20 protein-coding genes and 2 pseudogenes are annotated in these 20,701 nt (G+C 36.6%); 6 read left to right on the top strand and 16 right to left on the bottom strand.

Features of this window, described 5'->3' with window-relative positions:
- Positions 1–57: 57 nt before the first annotated feature.
- The 4 genes from H0184_RS09335 to H0184_RS27645 form a co-directional block, all read right to left on the bottom strand.
- On the bottom strand, positions 58–852 hold the full coding sequence (locus tag H0184_RS09335; RefSeq protein ID WP_221823713.1) for an ABC transporter ATP-binding protein: 795 nt from the start codon (positions 850–852) through the stop codon (positions 58–60).
- Positions 827–1,858, bottom strand: a complete 1,032-nt coding sequence (locus H0184_RS09330) for an ABC transporter permease (RefSeq protein ID WP_221823711.1) — start codon at positions 1,856–1,858, stop codon at positions 827–829. The genes H0184_RS09335 and H0184_RS09330 overlap by 26 nt, the downstream gene beginning before the upstream one ends.
- Before the next feature lie 105 nt (positions 1,859–1,963).
- Positions 1,964–2,959, bottom strand: a complete 996-nt coding sequence (locus H0184_RS09325) for an ABC transporter substrate-binding protein (RefSeq protein WP_221823709.1) — start codon at positions 2,957–2,959, stop codon at positions 1,964–1,966.
- Between the two features lie 217 nt (positions 2,960–3,176).
- On the bottom strand, positions 3,177–3,311 hold the full coding sequence (locus H0184_RS27645) for a hypothetical protein (protein WP_260631511.1): 135 nt from the start codon (positions 3,309–3,311) through the stop codon (positions 3,177–3,179).
- Positions 3,312–3,534: 223 nt separating this feature from the next.
- On the opposite strand from H0184_RS27645, the gene H0184_RS09320 reads away from it, so the two are divergent.
- The 4 genes from H0184_RS09320 to H0184_RS09305 all read left to right on the top strand — a co-directional run bounded on the left by H0184_RS09320 (position 3,535) and on the right by H0184_RS09305 (position 6,335).
- Entirely contained in the window at positions 3,535–4,083 is a 549-nt protein-coding gene (locus tag H0184_RS09320; protein WP_221823707.1) for a cupredoxin domain-containing protein, read from the top strand.
- Entirely contained in the window at positions 4,073–5,539 is a 1,467-nt protein-coding gene (locus H0184_RS09315) for a cbb3-type cytochrome c oxidase subunit I (protein WP_221823704.1), read from the top strand. The genes H0184_RS09320 and H0184_RS09315 overlap by 11 nt, the downstream gene beginning before the upstream one ends.
- A gap of 92 nt (positions 5,540–5,631) precedes the next feature.
- The gene (locus H0184_RS09310; protein WP_221823702.1) at positions 5,632–5,733 is read left to right on the top strand and encodes a YjcZ family sporulation protein; all 102 of its coding nucleotides are present in this window, start codon (positions 5,632–5,634) and stop codon (positions 5,731–5,733) included.
- Between the two features lie 125 nt (positions 5,734–5,858).
- On the top strand, positions 5,859–6,335 hold the full coding sequence (locus H0184_RS09305) for a hypothetical protein (protein ID WP_221823699.1): 477 nt from the start codon (positions 5,859–5,861) through the stop codon (positions 6,333–6,335).
- Between the two features lie 71 nt (positions 6,336–6,406).
- Here H0184_RS09305 and H0184_RS09300 read toward each other — a convergent pair whose 3' ends face one another.
- The 10 genes and pseudogenes from H0184_RS09300 to ltaS form a co-directional block, all read right to left on the bottom strand.
- The gene (locus tag H0184_RS09300) at positions 6,407–6,937 is read right to left on the bottom strand and encodes an HD domain-containing protein (protein WP_221823697.1); all 531 of its coding nucleotides are present in this window, start codon (positions 6,935–6,937) and stop codon (positions 6,407–6,409) included.
- Positions 6,938–7,122: 185 nt separating this feature from the next.
- Entirely contained in the window at positions 7,123–7,770 is a 648-nt protein-coding gene (locus H0184_RS09295) for a ThuA domain-containing protein (RefSeq protein ID WP_221823695.1), read from the bottom strand.
- Positions 7,771–7,880: 110 nt separating this feature from the next.
- A complete protein-coding gene (locus H0184_RS09290; RefSeq protein WP_221823693.1) occupies positions 7,881–8,582 on the bottom strand; it encodes an SDR family oxidoreductase in 702 nt (233 codons plus the stop codon).
- Between the two features lie 9 nt (positions 8,583–8,591).
- Positions 8,592–9,071: a VOC family protein gene (locus H0184_RS09285; protein WP_221823691.1), complete on the bottom strand. Its 480-nt coding sequence runs from the start codon at positions 9,069–9,071 to the stop codon at positions 8,592–8,594.
- Between the two features lie 6 nt (positions 9,072–9,077).
- On the bottom strand, positions 9,078–9,557 hold the full coding sequence (locus H0184_RS09280) for a VOC family protein (protein ID WP_221823689.1): 480 nt from the start codon (positions 9,555–9,557) through the stop codon (positions 9,078–9,080).
- 78 nt (positions 9,558–9,635) lie between these two features.
- Entirely contained in the window at positions 9,636–10,514 is an 879-nt protein-coding gene (locus tag H0184_RS09275) for a carbohydrate ABC transporter permease (RefSeq protein WP_221823688.1), read from the bottom strand.
- 89 nt (positions 10,515–10,603) lie between these two features.
- Positions 10,604–11,512, bottom strand: coding sequence for a carbohydrate ABC transporter permease (locus H0184_RS09270; RefSeq protein WP_260631510.1), 909 nt, complete (start codon positions 11,510–11,512; stop codon positions 10,604–10,606).
- Positions 11,513–11,580: 68 nt separating this feature from the next.
- Positions 11,581–12,894, bottom strand: coding sequence for an ABC transporter substrate-binding protein (locus H0184_RS09265; protein ID WP_313771737.1), 1,314 nt, complete (start codon positions 12,892–12,894; stop codon positions 11,581–11,583).
- A gap of 237 nt (positions 12,895–13,131) precedes the next feature.
- Positions 13,132–14,172: a LacI family DNA-binding transcriptional regulator gene (locus H0184_RS09260; RefSeq protein WP_221823686.1), complete on the bottom strand. Its 1,041-nt coding sequence runs from the start codon at positions 14,170–14,172 to the stop codon at positions 13,132–13,134.
- A 615-nt stretch (positions 14,173–14,787) separates the two neighbouring features.
- Positions 14,788–16,752: pseudogene (gene ltaS / locus H0184_RS09255) on the bottom strand (lipoteichoic acid synthase); the annotation flags it as partial.
- A 462-nt stretch (positions 16,753–17,214) separates the two neighbouring features.
- Between ltaS and H0184_RS09250 the strand changes: the two are divergent.
- Positions 17,215–17,394 (top strand): H-type small acid-soluble spore protein, encoded by a 180-nt coding sequence (locus H0184_RS09250; RefSeq protein WP_221823681.1) that lies wholly within the window; start codon positions 17,215–17,217, stop codon positions 17,392–17,394.
- A 60-nt stretch (positions 17,395–17,454) separates the two neighbouring features.
- On the opposite strand, the gene H0184_RS09245 is transcribed toward H0184_RS09250, so the two are convergent.
- Both H0184_RS09245 and H0184_RS09240 read right to left on the bottom strand, forming a co-directional pair.
- The gene (locus tag H0184_RS09245; protein WP_221823679.1) at positions 17,455–17,607 is read right to left on the bottom strand and encodes a hypothetical protein; all 153 of its coding nucleotides are present in this window, start codon (positions 17,605–17,607) and stop codon (positions 17,455–17,457) included.
- An 88-nt stretch (positions 17,608–17,695) separates the two neighbouring features.
- A pseudogene (locus tag H0184_RS09240) lies at positions 17,696–18,854 on the bottom strand (acyl-CoA dehydrogenase family protein).
- 299 nt (positions 18,855–19,153) lie between these two features.
- Between H0184_RS09240 and H0184_RS09235 the strand changes: the two are divergent.
- Positions 19,154–20,653 (top strand): NarK/NasA family nitrate transporter, encoded by a 1,500-nt coding sequence (locus H0184_RS09235; RefSeq protein WP_221823677.1) that lies wholly within the window; start codon positions 19,154–19,156, stop codon positions 20,651–20,653.
- Positions 20,654–20,701: the final 48 nt, after the last annotated feature.

The following is a 20,701-nucleotide window of genomic DNA, read 5'->3' as shown; positions in this document are numbered from 1 at the left end:
GGATGTACAAAAATAAAAAAAGAAACAACCCTAATTCAGGCTGTTTCAAGATAGTTTTTAGGAAAGTACTGCACGGTCGCTGGCCATTTGGACTCCGCGAATGCGTTTAAATTCTTCTAATAATCCTTCTATGGTTAGATTTTTCTTGTCTTGTGCATCTACTTCTAATATGATTTGGCCTTTATCCATCATAATTAGACGATTTCCAAGATCAATCGCTTGCTGCATATTGTGCGTGACCATTAAAGTGGTAAGCTGATATTTCCCAACAATCTCTCTTGTAAGGTTGGTTATTAATTCAGCTCGCGAGGGATCAAGAGCAGCAGTATGTTCATCAAGCAGTAAAATGGAAGGCTCCGTGAAAGTTGCCATTAGTAATGATAAAGCCTGACGTTCCCCGCCTGACAATAATCCAACCTTGGCACTTAAGCGGTTTTCTAAGCCCAGGTGCAAAGATTCAAGCACCTCACGAAAGTAATCACGTCTTTTTTTTGTGACTCCCCTTCTTAGGCTTCTAGTTTTATTTCGAGAATAAGCCATAGCCAAGTTCTCTTCAATTGTCATATTAGGAGCTGTACCTGCCATTGGGTCTTGAAATACACGGCCAATCATCTTTGATCGTTTGAATTCTGACATCGTGGTTACGTTTTTACCAGCGATAGCGATTTCACCAATATCGGGTACCAATACTCCTGAAATAATATTCATTAAGGTAGATTTTCCGGCACCATTACTGCCAATTACGGTTACGAAATCGCCTGGATTTAAGGTCAAATTAACATGATCAATCGCTATTTTTTCGTCAGGAGTTCCTTCATTAAAAATCTTATGAATCTGATTTAAATGCAGCATGATTCTCACCCTTTCGCTCAGCCGATGATTGTAACATGTTCAGCTTTTCTTGTCTTCTTTTGGCTTTACGCTTTTTCTCTTTAGAGTGATCTATTATCTTTGGTGCAGTTAAGGCAATGATCACAATTAATGCGGTGATTACCTTCATGTCACCCGGATCTAGGAACTCTACCCTTAATGCGAGTGTAACAACAATACGGTAGATGATTGCTCCACCGATAACCGCAAGAGTGGTTCTTGCAATTGATTTAGTTCCAAACAAGGCCTCACCGATTATAACTGAGGCTAAACCAATCACAATCATACCAATCCCCATACCTACATCCGCAAATCCGCCTTGCTGTGCAATTAGCGCCCCTGAAAAAGCCACTAGTGCATTCGATAATCCAAGTCCTAGGATGGTGAGGAGATTTGTATTAGCTGAGAAACTGCGAATCATCTGTTTATTGTTACCAGTCGCTCTTACAGCAAGACCAATTTCCGTCTGTAAGAATAAATCCGTAAGCCCTTTAATGACAAATGTAACGATTATCATAAAAATAAGAATTCCCCATGTACCAGGAAGGCTGTCTCCTAAACCAACAGCGGTAAGGATCCCATTAAAAAAAGCATCTAATCCAATATCCTCAAAAAATCCACCGATTTTTGTAAAGGATGTTTCCATATTTAATAATGGGATATTTGATCTTCCCATGATTCTAAGATTAATAGAATAAAGAGCAATCATCATTAAAATTCCTGATAGTAAATTATTAATCTTTCCAAAGGTATGCAGCAATCCTGTCATACACCCTGCTGCAAACCCTGCAAATAATGCCAATAATGTGGCTAAAAACGGGTTTACCCCGCCAGCAATTAACACAGCTGATAGTGCTGCACCTGTAACAAAACTCCCATCTACCGTTAAATCCGGAAAATCCAGAATACGAAAGGAAAGATAGACGCCCAGTGCCATAATCGCGTAGATGATTCCTGCTTCAAATGATCCAAATATGGCTGTAAACATTGAGAACATCCTTTCTGTAAGTCTTTTTTCTTCATTATTGAACCTATACAGTTATGAAGGAGTCAGCCATATCATGGGCTGACTCCTTACAATACCCTATGTTTATTATTCGCCTTCGTAAAATTCACCAAGGTCTTTCCATTCATCTTTCACTTCAAGCCCCTGTGCTTCTGCGGCTTGTTTGTTAATGATAAGTGTTAAGGTTTTTGGCAATTCAACTGGGATTTCAGAAGCCTTCTTATTTCCGCTTAAGATTTCAGCAGCCATTAAACCAGATTGATGGCCAAGGTCAAAATAATCGAATCCGCTTGCTGCAACAGCACCTTTTTTCATTGAATCTAACTCACCAACGAACAGAGGAATCTTTTTGCTGTTTGCAACTGAAATAACGGATTCAAGGGCAGAAACCACTGTATTATCAGTTGGAATGTAGATAGCGTCTACACGACCTACCAAGGATTCAGCTGCTTGTTTCACTTCAGCAGAGGTAGAAACGGATACTTCTACAAGTTTTGCACCCTTTTCTTCTGCTAACTTCTTCACTTCATCCACCTGAACAACAGAGTTTTGTTCACCAGAATTATAAATAACACCAATTTCCTTAGCTTTTACTTCATCCGTAATAAAATTGATTGTTTTCGCCGTTCCTTCAGGATGATTATCCGTTGTACCAGTAATATTTTCACCTGGCTGGTCAAATGCTTTTACTAATCCTGCACCCACTGGATCTGTTACAGATGTAAAGATGATTGGAATTTCCTTCGTTGCATTTAATGCACTCGTTGCACTTGGTGTAGCATTCGCAAATATTAGATCCACTTTATCCCCAACAAAGTTATCAGCGATTGTTTTAACATTGTTCAAGTCTGCTTGTGCATTCTGTTCGTCATATTCAACCTTAATGCCTTTTTCCTCTAATGCCTTTTTAAACCCTTCTGTTGCCGCATCCAATGACGGGTGGGCTGCAAACTGAGTGATACCTATTTTAAAAACTTTTTCCCCTTCTTTTTCCGTTCCTCCAGTTGATTCCTTGCTGCCGCACCCAGCAAGCAGCATCATCCCCGCTAACGCAACTGCCAATCCTTTTACTCGTTTTTTCATCTTCCATCCCCCTAAAACTTAATCCTAATTTTCTAAAAATTTATTATATTATAAAAGTTATTCTAGTATTTTTATGTACTAAAAGTCAATAGAATTAGATAAAATTATTCTTCTGCTTTAAAGCGACAAATTTCTTAACTCAATATCATTGTTGTTTTTCTCCAAAAAATAAATAGAGCTCTCGGTTATTCCGAGAGCTTCTTGTCTAATCATCTATTTATCTTGACCAGTCTTGTGTTTGAGCTAATAGTTTATCAATTTCAATTTTTTTTAATTTATTTGTGATTTTCTCAGATGTTAGATTTTCTGTAGAATCTAGTAACTTATCGATATCAATCATTGTTGTATTCATATCTAACCTCCATGTGTTTATTTATTACAACATTCGTACCCTATGTGGACATTTATGGGGGTATAAAAAAAGATAGTTAGTAAGAACTAGTCCTAAAGTGGTTTGTTAGTAAGGGTATGATTAAATTCACTTTTTATTCACAAATTCTAGATTAAAGTGAATTTGGATTAAACATGTGGTTGGGGGACTGCTTGTTTAATAAATTTAATTAGGGGGGATGTATATGTACCAATCTATTGCATGGTACGCTACATTATTTCTCGTATTCTTGCTAGCATTGGCTTTTGCTATTGTGTATGGGGAATCGAGAAGATTAAGAGAATACGGACCTATTCAAGAAAAAGGCTACAAAATTCGAAAATTTTATTTTCTAGGGCTGCTCGCAGTAATGGGGTTTGCATCAGCTATGTCACTTAGTAAGCTGCCATATCATAATCAACATGCTGTTGCTAAAGAACATGCAAAGGTTGTTGAGGTGGCTGGACTGCAATACGCATGGGAATTCAGCGATGAAAACTTTACAGTTGGAGAAGAGATTCAATTTCGAGTAACAAGTAAAGATGTGACACACGGATTCGGTATTTACAACACGAAGTTAGAATTAATTGCCCAAACACAGGCAATGCCGGAATATACGAATACACTCACAATTACGTTTGAAAAACCTGGTACATACAAAATACTATGCCTAGAATATTGCAGTGTTGGACATCATGTGATGATGAAAGACATAGTTGTAAAACCAAAAGGAGGAAACGACCATGAACTCTGAAGCTCGCAGTTTTAATAATAAAGGCGTTGCTTTAGCCTTAATGGTTACCTCTGTTGTTCTTGTATTAATGATGATTTTCGGTGTAATGATGTTATTAAATCAGGGAAATATGATAAAAATATCACCACAGTTTTTCTATAAGATTATGACCATACACGGAACAGGGATGATTGGAATTGCTGCCTTAGGAGGCAGTGCCATTATGTGGTACTTCCTTTCAAAACATATCTATCTAAATTCAAAGGTATTTTTCTCAAATTTAATACTGTCTTTATTTGGGGTTATCTTAATCCTAACTGCCATTTTTGGCTTTAATTTTTCCGACGGCTGGACTTTCCTTTTTCCACTGCCTGCATACTCATCAGGTTTATATGGTAAAACGGGTGCTTTATTATTCTTAAGTGGGATGTTGTTTTTAGCTATTGGATATTTAATCATGTACTTCTACTTAGCAGTCAGGTTAACAATGGAATATGGCGGATTGCATAAAACTCTTGGCTGGGATTATATTTTCGGAGGAAAGAAAGGCTATGGTCCTCCTCCTGCTGCCGTTGCGACAACAATGGTTATTATCACGAATTCAATTGCCATTCTTGCAGGTGCTTATGTCCTTGTTGCTTCGATTCTAAATATTATCAATCCAGCTATCACCATTGATCCAATGTTAGCAAAGCATTTGACGTATGCATTTGGACATATATTTGCAAACTGTACCATTTATATGGCCGTCATCGCGGTTTATGAAATTTTATCAAAGTCTACTGAACGTCCATGGAAATCAAATAAGGCCTTTTTAGTTGCCTGGAATTGTTCAACAATCTTTACTTTAATGATTTACACACACCATTTGCTAATGGACTTTGCCGTACCAAAATGGATGTTGATTGTCGGCCAAGTGTTTTCATATGCAAACGGTCTTCCAGTTATGGTTGTCACTGCTTATGGCGCATTAATGATTGTATACCGTTCTGCAATAAAATGGGATTTTGCTACAAGCATGATGTTTTTGGCCATGTTTGGCTGGGTTGCAGGCGCAGTACCTGCGATTATTGACTCCACCATTGTTGTCAATCACGTTATGCATAATACCAAATGGGTTCCAGGTCACTTTCACACGTATATGGGGATGGGCGTCATTGCGATGATTTTCGGATTTATGTATTATTTTAATAAAACCGAAGGAGCTCAGAAACAGAATAGTTATGATAAATTGGCAGTCTTCACCTATTTTATTTTCTTTACCGGTTTAGCGGGTTCATTCTTATACGCAGGAAAAATCAGTGCACCACGCAGATGGGCTGAGCATTTACCTCAGTGGACAGCTTCAGACCAAGTTGGGGCTATTTGCGGAATATTTATAGCAGGCGCTGCCCTTGTCTTTACCACTCGCTTTATTATCGGATTAACAAAAGTTAGTAATAACACAATAGCAGAAGAGCTAAAATCAGCTTCTTAAATAAAATAAGTACAAAAACGTGAACTTCGTCCAAGCTTCAGCACGAGCTTTTTCATAAATTGAAATAGTAAAATGCTGGAGGTGGATACGGAATGAGTCAAAAAGGTGGTAATAACAACGCATTTGCATTAATTGTTGTTTTATTTATTCTTTTAATTATTGTAGGTTCTGCCTACATTGGCGGCGGATTTTAAATAAGAACCTTTTCACAAAAAGTGCTTTAGCGTTCAAACGCTAAAGCATTTTTAAATAAAATGTTGTACCTTCAGTTAAACTATCTGTATGATAGGTACATTACGAAAAAATATTGGAGGCTCCTATGCTTACTTTTAACGAAAAATTAGCTATTATTGAATCATTTCCCGAACTAGAGCGAAAAGACGTTTCGCTAAAACGTGTTAATTTCCAGCTGCCAAACAGCGCTTCTGACAAAAAAAATGTAGTTTATCATCTTCATCCAAATGGAAACGGATTTGTTTATGCTGGAAACTTACAATCTTATCAAACAGATGATAAAGGAATGGTAAATATCCGTGATTTTTCTGAAGATGAATTAAAAAAGTTACTAAAGGAATCGATTGAATCCTTATTACCCGTTGAAAAATCAGTTGCCGAAGAAGCCATTATTGGTAATCAGGTGGAAGAGCGCTGGGTTGACGCAGAAAAAAACCATCTTATCTTAATCAATGAGAACGATTCATGGAATATCTACTTTGGATTAAATCTAGAGGAAAGCTTCGATACCTATGGAGAAGCAGAAGACTTTCTAGCAGAGGAAGGTTTTCACAGAGTTTAAACAGAGGATATATCGTCTTTAATATGAATTTAATACATATTATTCAAGCTGTGCTTTATGCACAGCTTTTTTTAATCATAATCAGCGACTTTTGCTAATTCAGTATCTATCCAATTATCTAGAGTGATAATGCTCTTTTTCGCACGGTCATATTCTATGGTTCGATAATGATGCATTCCACCCTCTTCTTCATCTTTTTCATCGGCCCACTTCACAATTTGCTGCAGTGGAGTGCGCACAATATCATTTGATGGTAAAAATGAATCCGTGTGAAATAGAATCGCTAGAGCAATAGTCTTTGCCTTAATTGGATTTTCACCAAGCCGGATTAATAATTTGTGTGCTCTTTCCGCCCCCTTAATCGGGTGAATATCATTTTGTTTATATAAATCATAATCCCATTTACCATTTTTATACCATGTGTAATGCCCCATATCATGTAAAAGCCCCGCTTTTGCAGCATTATCAATATCCTGCTGATGTTGTTTTGCTAAATGAAAGGCATGATAGGCAACAGCAATTGCATGGGCAATTCCAGATCGATTCAAGTATTTTTGAGCAATATGATGTTCAAATATGTTAAGTAACCTTACATCCCTCATACAATTTCCTCCACACCCTGCAAGATGAATTTTTTTAATATCCATTATATTACAAACTTAATTCTAACACCACCTATTATTCACTTTTATTACCTTCTAAAAAACAATAAAGGTCAATGCTCTAATTTATATAAAGCATTGACCTTTATTGTTTTTATCCTTTTCAGTTAACGGTGGACATATTCTTATTTACTCACCCATTTGATCGTCTTAGCAAGAAGCTGAGTAAAAGAATCATCCAGCAATCCTTCTTTATTATGAGCAGGAGTTAGACAGCATACCCGACCTTTTCCAAAGTCATGAAACCATCCTGCAGTGGAAGAACCGTCTTCCGATTCCGAGGTTAAAAAGATTGTTGTTTCCTCCTCCTTTACTTTGACAAAGTAATGCTCATCTTTTATTTCAAACGAAACAGGACCAAACACATCGTTTCCACGTACACTCGTATATTTCACTTGAGAATGATGATTAGGATGATATTCAAAATAGCCTTTTAGCATTTGGGAATAATTGCTATCTATAGCATAGGATGCTAGCCCTGAATGCCATCCTAACCAACCGCCTCCTTGCTGGACATACGCTGTAATCGCTTCATCAATTTCCTCTGTCATCCAGGTATCTATTTTTTCTTCAGTTGGATTAACCCGATCTTCTTTAAACAAAATCACAGCATCTGGTTTATTCTTCAATTCTACTAGTAACTCATCTGTATGAATGTCCACATATTCTACCTTTTCGTTTTCACTTAGTAAAGTTAATGCTTGATCTAAGGAAGCGTTAATCCACTCTTTGCGATGATAATAATCACCTGAAATGATTACGATTTTTTTCATTTTCATCACTCCTTATTTCTAATTTTTCTCATACGGTTTATTTCATTAATATTGATTTTCTATTCTGATTCGTTTTTTGACCCCCAAACACTGGTTTGAGGGTCAGTTCTTTATAGTGGCATTGGCTCTCCCTTTGTATTGATAAAAGAAGAGGTGCTGGTAATTTTCTGTTTTTTCTCGACAATATTCAAGATCCCTCTTGCGGATTCTTCTGGTGTTCCAGGGGCTTGCTCCCCGCCCATGTCTGTTTTGATCCAGCCGGGATGAACCGCATAAACAGATACTTGGTCATCCGCAAGATATTTTCGAAGCTGTTTCGAGAACATGTTCAATGCGCTTTTAGAAAGAGCATATGGATAATCCCCGCCATATGCATTTTGGAAGCTTCCTGCTTCAGATGAGATGTTAATGATGGAGGAATCAGACCCTTTAGTCAGGATAGGCAAGAAAAATTTAATCACTCGCATCGGTCCAAAAAGGTTAATCTGAAAGCTCTGTTCTACTTTCTCTAAATCTAGTTCTTCTATTCTCTTTGAACGTTCATTCAAAATGGCAGCATTGTTAATAATAACATCGAGAGTAATGTTTTCCGACTCTAGCCTTTTCGTAGCTGACAGACAAGTTGCCTCATCTGTCACATCGAGTGGAAGAAGAATTACTTGATCTGGAAAATCAGAACGTAGTTGTCTTAAACTTTCTATTGGATGTTCCAGCGAGCGGACACCTGCGAAAACCGTATGTCCCCTTTCAACCGCCTCCGTGGTCAAGGCAAATCCTAACCCACGATTTGCACCAGTAATGAGTAATTTCATATAATCCTCCTAGATTCTTTCTTTTGGTCCTAATTCTTGGAGTCCTAACATGACGCCGAGTTGAGGAACGGCGTCAAAGAAGCAATAGCGCCCAGCCCCGTATTCTCCTTTATGTACTAATGGAATACCCTTATCTTCAACAAATTCAATGTGCTGTTCAAAACCATTGATTGTAAAGGTAATAAATTGTACCCCTTGGCCATGCTTTTCCTTAAACTCTGTATAAGGACTCGCTTCGTCAATCGGCTCTAACAGTTCCACTGTAACTGGCCCCATTTGAAGGTTCGCTATTTTCACTCGAGCTGGAACATGTTCCCCTCGGAACAGGGTATATGTTTCACCTGTTGGATCTGGGGTGTACTCTTCTGATGGTAAAATAATATTTGGCATTTCAATGCCAAATAATTCAGAAAAGTTCTTAGCAGCAACATCTATATCCTTCACGACTAAGCCTATTTTTGCAAGTGTGTTATTTTCAATTTTATTCAAGACCTCTCACCCTTTCTTATCATTTTCAAGAAGTTCTAACATGATCTTTAGCTCTTTAAAGGTGTCCATATAAGCATATCTTCCACCTGTATATTCCCCTTTTTGAACTAAAGGCATATTTCTCGATTCCATTAAAGCAACCTTTTCTTTCATTCCATCAATAATAAAGGCAATATGGTGCGGTCCTTCTCCATGTTCATTCAGATGATTCCTCCAAGTGCTTGGATGCTGATCAGGTTCTATTAATTCTAGTTGCAGGGAACCCATATCAAAAAAGGCTAATTTTGATCGGGCTTCAGATGAAGCTCCTTCGAATTCTGTTTGTGCAACATCTACGGTGTCCGTCCAGTTCCACTTTGGTTTTTCTACACCAAAGAAATCTGCATATGCCTGTGAAACAGTTTCAATATCATGAACCAAAATTCCAATTTGAGCAATTACCTTTGTACCTAGTACACCATTTTGTGATTGAGTTTGATTTATCATTATTTACCTCTCCTTTTTAACATATATGATTTTAAAATGGATGAACCACTGTTGTTCACATTTACTACTAATAAAAAATTAATCCTCAAACCCCCATCTTTTCGAAAGTTTGAAAAAGGTCATGGTCATAATTAAGGCAATGATCAAGAGGATCCATGCTTGAGCAGAAGCATATCCCATATTGAAGTACTGAAACGCATTTCGATAGAGATAGAGAGAATAAAACAACGTAGAGTTGTCTGGTCCTCCGTCGGTGATAATAAATGCCTCTGCAAAGGATTGAAATACCCCAATCATTCCTGTAATGCTATTAAAAAGAATAGCAGGTCTTAATCCTGGTAATGTTATATGAAAGACTTTTCTAAGCACATTGGCACCATCAATTGAAGCCGCTTCATACAATGATTTAGGAATATCACCTAGAGCCGCTAAATAAATTAAAATCATATTTCCAGACATCCAGATTGTCATTAAGATAAGCCCTGGTTTCGCCCATTTCGGACTCGAAAACCAACCAGGTCCATCGATACCGAAAAAGCCAAGAATCGAATTGACTACACCTGAATCAGGTTGTAATACCCAAATCCATAAAATGGCCAGTACAACAAAAGGAACAAGAGTTGGGATGAAGAAAACAATCCTAAAAAAAGACATCCCTTTAATATTCTTAGTATTTAGTAGAATCGCAATCATGATTGTAACCACTGTCGTAATGGTTAATCCGACAATGATCATGTACATGGTGTTTCCTAACACGGTTAAAAACAAATCATCTTCAAAAAGGAGCTGCTTATAGTTATCAAATCCAATAAAGTTAGGTTCAGAAATTAAATTATATTCTGTCAAAGAATAATACAGAGAACTAACCATTGGATAGGCTGTGAAACAGAGAAAACCTATAATCCAAGGAGAAATGAATAGCAGCCCATTCCGTAAAATTCTTTTTTGTATGTTCATAGAAATAGCACCCCTGTAAAGAGTATTTATTAACGTTCCTGTCTTATTAGAATGAAGGGATCAGCACTATTATTTTTCTCTTCAACACTTTATCCTTTTGTCCCAGTGAATGTGATGCCTTCAATGAAATATCTTTGCAGGAAGAAAAAGATAATAATGATTGGCAGTGTCATAGCCACACCAACAGCCATCAGTAAACCCCACCTTGGATCGTTTTGTGACATAATTTGTTGAACACCTAAGGAAAGGGTGTAAAGTTTATTATCACTTAAGAAAATTAGAGGTCCTAGGAAATCTCGGTATGCTTCGATAAACTGAAAGATTACAACCGTTGCTAAAATGGGTTTCGATAACGGTAAAATCACTTTCCAAAAAACGGTGAATTCATTTGCTCCATCCATCTTTGCTGCTTCGGAAAGTTCCTTAGGTATCCCTTTGAAAAACTGGCGTAATAAGAAAATAAAGAAAGCATTTCCAAAAAAGTGCGGAACAATTAGAGGATAGTAAGTTCCAATCCATCCAATTTCTTTAAATTGGAGGAATAATGGAATCATAATGACTTGAAAAGGCATCATTAATGTTGCTAAAACGACAATAAAAACCGCATCTCGATACTTCCAATCAATTTTAGAAAATCCATAGGCAATCAATGAATTAGAGAGTACAGCACCAATACATGAGAAAACCACAATGATAAGCGTGTTCTTTAAGTATAACCAGAACGGAAATGCCGAGAATGCTTCTTTAAAATTCGACCAATTCAATACTTCTGGTATCCAGATAGGTGGATTAGCAAAAAGCTCCGAACTACTCTTTAAAGAGCCAGATATGAGCCAGAGAAAAGGCAGAATAAATGCTAAAGAAAATAGAATCAAAATCAAGTAGATGAAAAACCTACCCATGTTTTTATTCATACTTTGATGGATTTTAGCTTGTTTTTGTCTGGGAATAATGTGTCTTTGATGTTTTGGCTCCTCAGCTGGGAGTGTCATTTTCATATATATCTCCCTCCTAAACTTTTAAAAGCCCCCGGATCTTGCCAAAAGCAAAATCCGGCTGCCATACTTTATTTTTTTTCAAGAGTTTCTTTCAATTTATCCTGAGATTTTTGAAGAAGCTTTGCTGGGTCTTCATGATTATAGATCACAGCATCACGAATACTCGTTAGTTCATCTCCCATTTCACCAGCTACAGATGTTAGTGCAGGGTGTCCTGAATTAGGTGATGCGGCAACATTTAACACGGTTTCATAAACGGAGTCATTGTCCCATTTAATCGCATCTGATTTCTCTTTCCAGATAGAGATGGATCGCCAAATATTAATGTTTCCAGCTAAAACTTTATCTTGGTTTCCATACAAAGCAAAGTTGATTGCAGCTTGTGGGTTTTTTGCTCCTTTTGGAACAAAGAATACGTTTGTTCCAAAGACTGTTGCATTTTCTCTTCCTCCTGGAGGGCTAGGAATAGGTGCTACTTTATATTTCGTATCTGGCGAGTAGATTTTAAGTGCGTTCGCAAACCAGTTTCCGTTAACCGTCATTGCTACTTTTCCAGTCATGAATGGGTGATCTGGAGAAAATGCACCACCGAATCCGGATGTAAAACTCTTAATTTTTTCTGGATTATATTTAACAGCGTAACTATCCATCCATTTTAGTGATTCGATCATAGGTTCCTCATTCAATGTAACTTTATTGGCTTCTGTGTCAAACATGTCAGCACCAAATGCCCATGGCCATGTATACGGATCCTCACCAGCATCAATCCATGGAATAAAACCTAATGTATCAAAAGATCCATCATCCTTTAATTTCGTTAACGCTTCAGCAGCTTTATCTAGTTCTTCAATCGTCTTTGGAGGATTATCCGGATCCAACCCAGCTGCTTCAAACATGTCGACATTATAATAAAGCAAGTTAACATTTGAATCCTGTGGAAGAATATATGTTTTTCCATCCGGCTGTTTCATTACATCATGAAAACCCTCTAAAACAGTATTCTCATCAAAACCTGCTTTTTCTAAGTATTTATCAAGAGGTTCTAAAGCACCTTGAGCTGCAAGACTATAAGCAAGTTGATAATCATTTCCATCCCCTAATACTAAGTCTGGCGGGTTTCCTCCAGAAATGGCAGATAAAAGCTTACCGTTTGTAATACCATCAGGAACGTATACGGCATTAACCTTCATTCCTTCTTCTTTTTCATAATCTGCAATTCTCTCTTTATCCCATTTCTCAGAATCTCCCCCCCAAGGATACCAATATGTAAATTCTTTGGAGTTAGATGTGGTTGAAGATGAGGAATTAGAATTTGAACAACCTGAAAGGACCAATATAATAACAAGTACCGAGATTAAACTCATTGACATGATTTTCTTCACAACAAAACCCCCTAATTCAAATGAAATTACTCCGCTGTATAGTAGACAATGATGAGGATACATACTCTATTACTGCGGAAATCACCCCCTTCATGTTTTTTAATTTTTTCTTATAAACACGCGTTCACAAAAAGCAATAGTAATTTACCTATATTCAGATAGCCCACTCCATATATAGGTAAACGCATACATTTTAAATATTCAAACAATAGTAACAAAAAAAAATAGGTATAATGATTAAATCGGAAGACAGGATTCTCTAACAATCAATTCCGATCCCATTGTGAGTTTAATCGCCCTGTAATTTGGATGTTCAATTGTTTTTATCAGATCATTCGTTAAACTTTGCATCATATAACTAAAATCAGCTTTAAAAGTCGTTAATGGTGGATTAAATAAACTACTGAGCACGTGGTCATCGATTCCAATAATGGAAATGTCGGATGGAACATTAATGTTTTTTTCATTAAGTGCCTGAATTGCTCCAAAAGCGATACTATCATTTCCAGCAAAGAATGCGGTAGGTAAATCAACCTTTGTTTTCAGAAAATTATTCATGGTATTATAGCCATCGATTCTACTAAAGTCAGATTGTAAGACCCACTCTTTTCTAATCGGCAAACCATGAGATTTCATCGAATTTAGAAAGCCTTCGTATCTAGCAGAGCCAGCATGTCTTTTTAAATCTCCATTAATGATGCCAATCTTTCGGTGGTTTAGGCTGACCAAATAATCAATCGCCTTCACAGCACCATTTTTATTGTCAAAGCTATAGACAATCCGATTTGGTTCATCGCGCCCAGGTAAATCCTGGTCGACGATTCCGATTATAAATCCTTCGGCAATCAGTTCTTCAATGAATGGTTCGTGATTATCTGTACCCATAAAAATACCTGCATTAATTCTATTTTGGTAAAAAACCTCTTTTACACGTTCAATACTTTTAGGGGACCTATTGTCGCGAATTATATTTGTTAAAACATAGTAATCATGGGCTGAAGCGGCTTCTATGACACTACTAATAAGCAAATTACTTGTTGGGTCACTGGAAACGCTTCCTTTATCAATGATGAAGAGTCCAATGGTCCTCATATTTTTCCCCGCAAGAACTTGCGCAGACATGTCTGGAAAATAATTGTATTCCTTGATGACTTTCATTACCCTTTCCCTTGTTTCTGGTGGGACACTCGGATAATTGTTAATCACTCTACTTACCGTGCTTCTAGATACACCAGCCAGTTGAGCAATTTGTGTGCTATTCATTTTGGTTCTTTTCATTTATCCCCCTGCTTCCGTGAACACGCGTTTATGAATTGACTTTATTCTAAACCGACTACTCAATTATGTCAATTAGAAATTATAATTTTTTGAATTTTATGAATCGTATCCTTTAAATTTGTTACTGCTTTTCGGACAATGTGTTTTAACCTAAATCTATATAAAATTATAAATCATTATGTAATAATAATAATCGTGACTATTCTGTATTATTTATTTTTTTGAAAATAACCTAAATTCAAAACGCAAAAAGTTGCCAGAGATGACAGTCTTTTAACTGATTAGTACAATAGATTACTATTAGAAATTCTCGAATGCTCAATATTTTATTTATTGGGATCTTCAATTTACATTAATCGTTCCAATAATTAATTCTTATTTAAATAGAATTATGGAAAACTCTGCACAAATTTTACTCTCCTGTGGTTTACTTCGTACTTAGTACCCCTCCTTGTCAGCTGCCTATACGATAAAGAAAGGAGCTTTCGTTAGCAACGAAAGCTCCTTTCTTTATTATTTTTAAATCATTTATTACTCATTTACAATTTCATCCTCATTTATACCATCCGTTTCATCTTCACTCATACCTTCGGTACCGACTGTAGGATTTATTCCTTCTTCGTCCTTTACTTCGTTTGTTTCATTAGGCTCTTTCTTCACTTTTGGAGCTAAATATTCAAAGTCATTAGGGTCAATAGGTGTATATCCCTCTGGCTGGTAGAATCGTAAAAGGTCCTTATAGACGATTTCATCCGACATTTGAAGCTCTGTCGCTGCTTTTTCGGCAATATCCTTACATGCATCTGTACCTTCGAGTAATTCACCCGTTACATTACTGTAGCATTTGCCTTTTACCTGAACAATTTCAGGAGAGACAAAATCCCCATTTCTAAATAAAGCCCAATTACGGTGATCCTTAGATAATAGATCAGATCCAAGTTCCAGATAGTCTTTTGTATCAATACCTAATAAGTGAAGTATAGTTGAACGAACATCTGCCTGACCTCCAAATTGCTGCTGGATTCCACCTTTTACACCAGGAACATGAATAAATAAAGGAACACGCTGCAGACCGACATTAAGTGTTGGAGTGATTTCTTCCACACCAAGAACCTTCGCCATTGCCTCATTGTGATTTTCAGAAATACCATAATGGTCCCCGTACATCACAATAACTGTATTATCGTATAAACCTGAAGCTTTTAGGTCATTAAAGAATTGTTCAATCGCTTCATCCATATAATGTGCCGCTTGAAAGTATTGGTCGACTACTTTATCCCCAGTATCACCGGCAGGAAACTCTGTGTCCTCTGGGTCCATTTCAAATGGGAAATGGTTAGAGAGTGTTAGAAACTTCGTATAGAACGGCTGTGGCAGACTCTTTAGCAAAGGCATTGATTCAGTAAAGAATGGCTTATCTTTTAAACCATAGTTTTTTGTATTTTCTTCTGTCATATCGTAATATTCCGCGTCAAAAAATTGATCATAACCTAAAGCCTTATACATAACGTTTCGGTTCCAAAACGTCTTATAGTTTCCATGGAACGATGCGGAGTAGTAGCCATTACCTTTTAGTATAGCAGGCATTGCATGGTATGTGTTTTGCGCTTTATTGACGAAAACAGCACCTTGAGCCATTGGATATAAACCATTTTCCATCAGGAACTCTGCGTCAGATGTCTTCCCTTGACCTGTTTGATGAAAGAAGTTTTCAAAATAAAAGGCACCGTTTCCATGTACTAAGGAATTTAAGAACGGTGTTACTTCCTGACCATCTGGCATTTTATAATCAATTGCAAAACTTTGGAGCGATTCCATCGCAATATAAATCACATTCATCCCTTTAGCTTTGCCGAAGTACTCAGGATTTGGTGCAGCAAAATTAGCTTTACGGTAGTTTTCGACATCCGTAATATCACTGCTGTCAGCAAGTGCTCTTTGACCTGAAGATTTGATATTCTGAATTACATCATAGATGGTAAAGTTATAAGCACCTAAATATTTAACTAAGTAATTTCTATCAAATGAACGGCTTAGCAGCTGCGGACGATCTTTTTCTGCCAATCCAAGATTGAACAGAAATACAGTGACCGCAAACAATAGAACCACTTTAAAAGTCTTTCTGTTTTCAACCGTTACCTTCTTGAATACAGTTAGAGCTAGTGCAATTAGAATAAAGAAATCTAAGAAGTACAAGAAATCAAATGGAGACATTAATGAAAGGGCACTATCCCCCAATTGTCCTGCATTTGTTTTGGTCGACATCAAAACTGGAACAGTAATAAAATCACTAAAGAATCTGTAGTAGGCAATATTTGCGTACAATAAGAAGGACAAAATAAAATTCGTAATAATAATAATCACTTTCATGCGCTTCTTGAAAAGTAAAGCTAATCCAAAAAAGAATAATGCTGAACTTAAAGGGTTAATAAATAATAGAAATTTTTGTAGGTTATTATCAATGCCAAGTGTAAATTCAATTTGATACGCTGCATATGTTTTTAGCCAAAATAAAACAACGGCAATTGCAAAGAAAGCAATTGAGCCATTTTTTATATTGTGCAGTCTATTCTTTACCATTATAATTCTCCTCTCACTTACCAATAACTTCGGTAAACGAACCCCAATTACTATATCACATATTAATAAAAATAAAAACAAAACCATTACCATTAATAACCAATTTTTTTCGTCATTTTTCACTATTTTCAGCTAGGAACATAACATTCTATATAGCTTGGTCCATTTCTTTGGAAAAATCAAAATTCATTATTCTGACCGTTCTATGCTGATTAGAACTTCTTTTATATAAGACGACAGGAAGCCCATTAAGTTTCAAATATTTTTAGGAATCTTTTTCTAAGTAATCATAAACCGGATAATTACCTCGCGCAATATGATTTTAGTCTTATCTTTTACAGGATATAAAACAAGCTATTCTTTTAGAACTATTATTAATAGAAGAAAACGGTTTCAAGATATACGAATGAAAAATTACATGTAGGTAAAAATAAAAAGACTATTTTATTAGGAGTGAAATTAATGAACGTGAATCGTGTCAAACAAATTCTTTCTTCTTCTGCAGATATTGAAGTTAAATATAATGGAGCTTCTGTCTGGATTGATCAATTAAACGAAGATGGAAGAACCGCGACAGTACACCTAAGAGGTCCTCTGGAGGAACGCAGTATCGTTGAAATTGGGGAATTAATTGAAGAATAAAAGAACCTCCACCTTATGATTTTAAGGTGGAGGTATCTATTTATGACATGAAATTTACCGCTATATCATGTCCTCATTTTCTTTATCCACTTCATTAGGCTGTGGCTTTATCTGCTGATCAAAACCCTTTTTAAGGACTTCTTTTGTATTTGTTCCTACGTCTATAGTGGTGTTCGACTTAGGCAGCTGGCTTAATTCCTTTCCTCTTGGCATTTTCTTCACCCCTTATATGTTAAGGTGTTCAAGGAGAGTAAAATTTAATCAAAGATTGTGCCATTAATAACAACTTTTATGCTGGTTTTTAAAAATCTTGGATGTCTTTAATAGCTTGGTTTGCTAAGACTTGGATAGTCATATCGTCCATTGGAGGATTGTGCAGCCCCGCTCTTACATCTCGATAGTAACGCTGCAGAGGATTCTTTAGTGATAGACTCCTTGCACCTACTAATCTCATCGCTAAATCCACTACTGCAATAGCATTATTTGTAACATTTAGTTTGACTGCACCCAAGATAGGCCCCATTTTACCCCTGGATTCCTCGTCAGAATCATCCCATTGCTTTGCAGCAGAATGTAAGAAATACTCAGACTCCATCAATTTTAATTCTATTTCCCCTATTTTTTGTCGTACGTTTGGGAGGTCAATAATTGTACCTTCAACACTATTTGGAGAGTATTCTAAAGCAAATTTAATGGCATATTTCTTTGCCGCTTTTGCAATTCCAAGGTAACAGGCGGGTATATGAAGAAGCCAGCCACTCGGTTTCTTTCCCTCATTTCCTATTTGCTCTACAAAGAACTCTTCAGGCACCGATACATTCTTAAGAATTAAATCATGACTTCCCGTTCCTCTTAAGGCAATACTATCCCATGTTTCTTCAATAAAAATTCCTTTGGAGGATCTAGGGATTAGGAAATTCCCTACTTGATTTGTACCTTTTAGAGATGCGCTTACAATAAAATAATCTAGTACAGGTGCCATAGTAGTAAATGTTTTCCTGCCATTTATTATCCAATTCTCTCCCTCTTTATGAGCTGTCGTTTCAGGCTTTCCCCCTCGTGTAGGACTGCCTGTTTTTGGCTCCGTTGCAGCACTATTAATTAATGAACCTTTTTTTTACGTCTTCACAGAGCATTTTAAAGGTGCTCTCATCCCAAGAACTCTTTTCAGTGAGGTTCTTAATAATCCCCATATGCCAGCCGATAGATAACGCAGTGGCACCATCTCCCTCTGCAATTTTCTCTTGAAAACGAAGCATGTCAAATAATGATATTTCTCTTCCCCCATACTTCCTAGGAACCGTTAAGGAGGTATAACCTGTATCCTTTAGGTCTTGAATATTTTCATAAGGAAAACTTCCCTCGATATCAACCTGGTGAGCTCTTGAGAAAAATTGTTGTGAAAGAACATTTATAAATGCATGCTGTTCATCAAATGATTCTATTTCCTGAAATTTCATAACTTTCCTCCTAACTATACTGATTTTACCCTTGGTTATCGGAATTGTATTTTGCATACACACAAGAATGATAATAGGTTAAATTAATATGATAATACCTGAATGAGGGCATACTTTCCATTTTTTTTAGAAATAATGCTATATTTGTAGATTTTGTGTCATACCTCACTGTTAAATGATGAAATTTGTACTATAATACAATAAGAAAAATTTACCAATGGCTTATTTGTATAAATTTATTAGATTGTATAACAGTTTTATGGAAATACTACTCGTAATGAAAGTGAAGGGGGATTGGAATGTCACAAGGAGCAAAACAGTTATATCTTCAAACTACAAGCCTTGTAGCTGGATTTATGGTTTGGGTACTTATTTCTTCACTCATGCCTTACATTCAAGCAGATATCAAGCTATCATCAACTCAAATTTCCTTAGCCACCGCAGTACCTGTAATCCTTGGGTCATTACTTAGAGTTCCAATTGGATATTGGACAAATCGATTTGGAGCTAGAACCATTTTTACGATTAGTTTTGCAATTTTATTACTGCCGATTGGGATTCTAAGTATTGCAAACTCTTTATTCATGTTAATTTTGGGTGGATTAATGCTCGGTATTGGCGGAGCCGTTTTTTCTATCGGTGTCACTTCACTTCCTAAATATTACCCAAAAGAAAAACATGGATTTATTAATGGAATTTATGGTGCTGGTAATATTGGGACAGCAATTACTTCCTTCGCTTCACCGGTACTAGCAAATGCATTTGGCTGGAGAACGACCATACAAATCTTCCTTGTTGTTGTTTTAGTCTTTGCTGTATTAAATTTTCTCTTCGGTGATAAGAATGAGAGGAAAGTTAACAACTCCTTAACAAATCAAATTAAAGAAGTTTATAAAAATGAAAAGCTTTGGTTTTTAAGTTTATTCTATTTCATTACATTTGGGTCGTTTGTTGCCTTCACGATCTACTTGCCTTCTTTCTTAGTCAATCATTTTGATTTAGAAAAAGTGGATGCTGGTTTACGGACAGCCGGATTTATTGCTTTAGCTACCGTATTTCGTCCAGTAGGCGGCTGGCTTGGGGATAAATTAAATCCATTTTTTATTTTAATGGGTGTTTTCACAGGTCTGACTTTCGCAGGTTTTCTATTGGCTTTTACTCCTTCCCTGCCCATTTATTCATTTGGCTGTTTATTCGTGGCGATTTGTGCAGGACTCGGGAATGGTACTATATTTAAATTGGTACCTTTATATTTTTCAAAACAAGCAGGGATTGTGAATGGTATTGTCTCTGCAATGGGTGGTCTTGGAGGCTTTTTTCCTCCAATCATCTTGACCATTCTCTATAATTGGACTGGGCACTACGCAATTGGCTTCATGTCACTTTCTGAGTTTTCATTAGCTAGTTCTATTCTAGTCGTCTGGCTTTACTTCCGTGAGAAACAGGATATTTCAGCCAAAATTGTCAATCATGCTACGGATGGAATAACTGTTACCGATAAAAATGGAATTATCCAGAGTGTCAATCCCGCCTTTACCAAAATTACCGGATACACTAAGGATGAAGTGATTGGAAAAACACCAAGTGTACTCCAATCTGGAGAACACGATAATGAGTTTTACAAGAAAATGTGGGATAACTTGATAAATGCTGGCTATTGGGAAGGATTCATATGGAACAAACGTAAAAACCAAGAAATTTATCGAGAATGGTTAACAATTACAGCCATCCGCGATGACAGCGGCGATACAAAGAACTATGTTGCCATGTTTCATGAAGTCGATGATGAAAAGAAATGATAGACTATGACCTTCTCCGGAGGGTCTATTTTTTTTCCTAAAAAAGCT

The organism is Neobacillus niacini (genome assembly GCF_019749295.1).
GTDB classification, from domain to species: domain Bacteria; phylum Bacillota; class Bacilli; order Bacillales; family Cytobacillaceae; genus Neobacillus; species Neobacillus niacini_D.
Note: the sequence above shows the minus strand (reverse complement) of the source record. Positions and strands in the feature narration are given on the sequence as shown.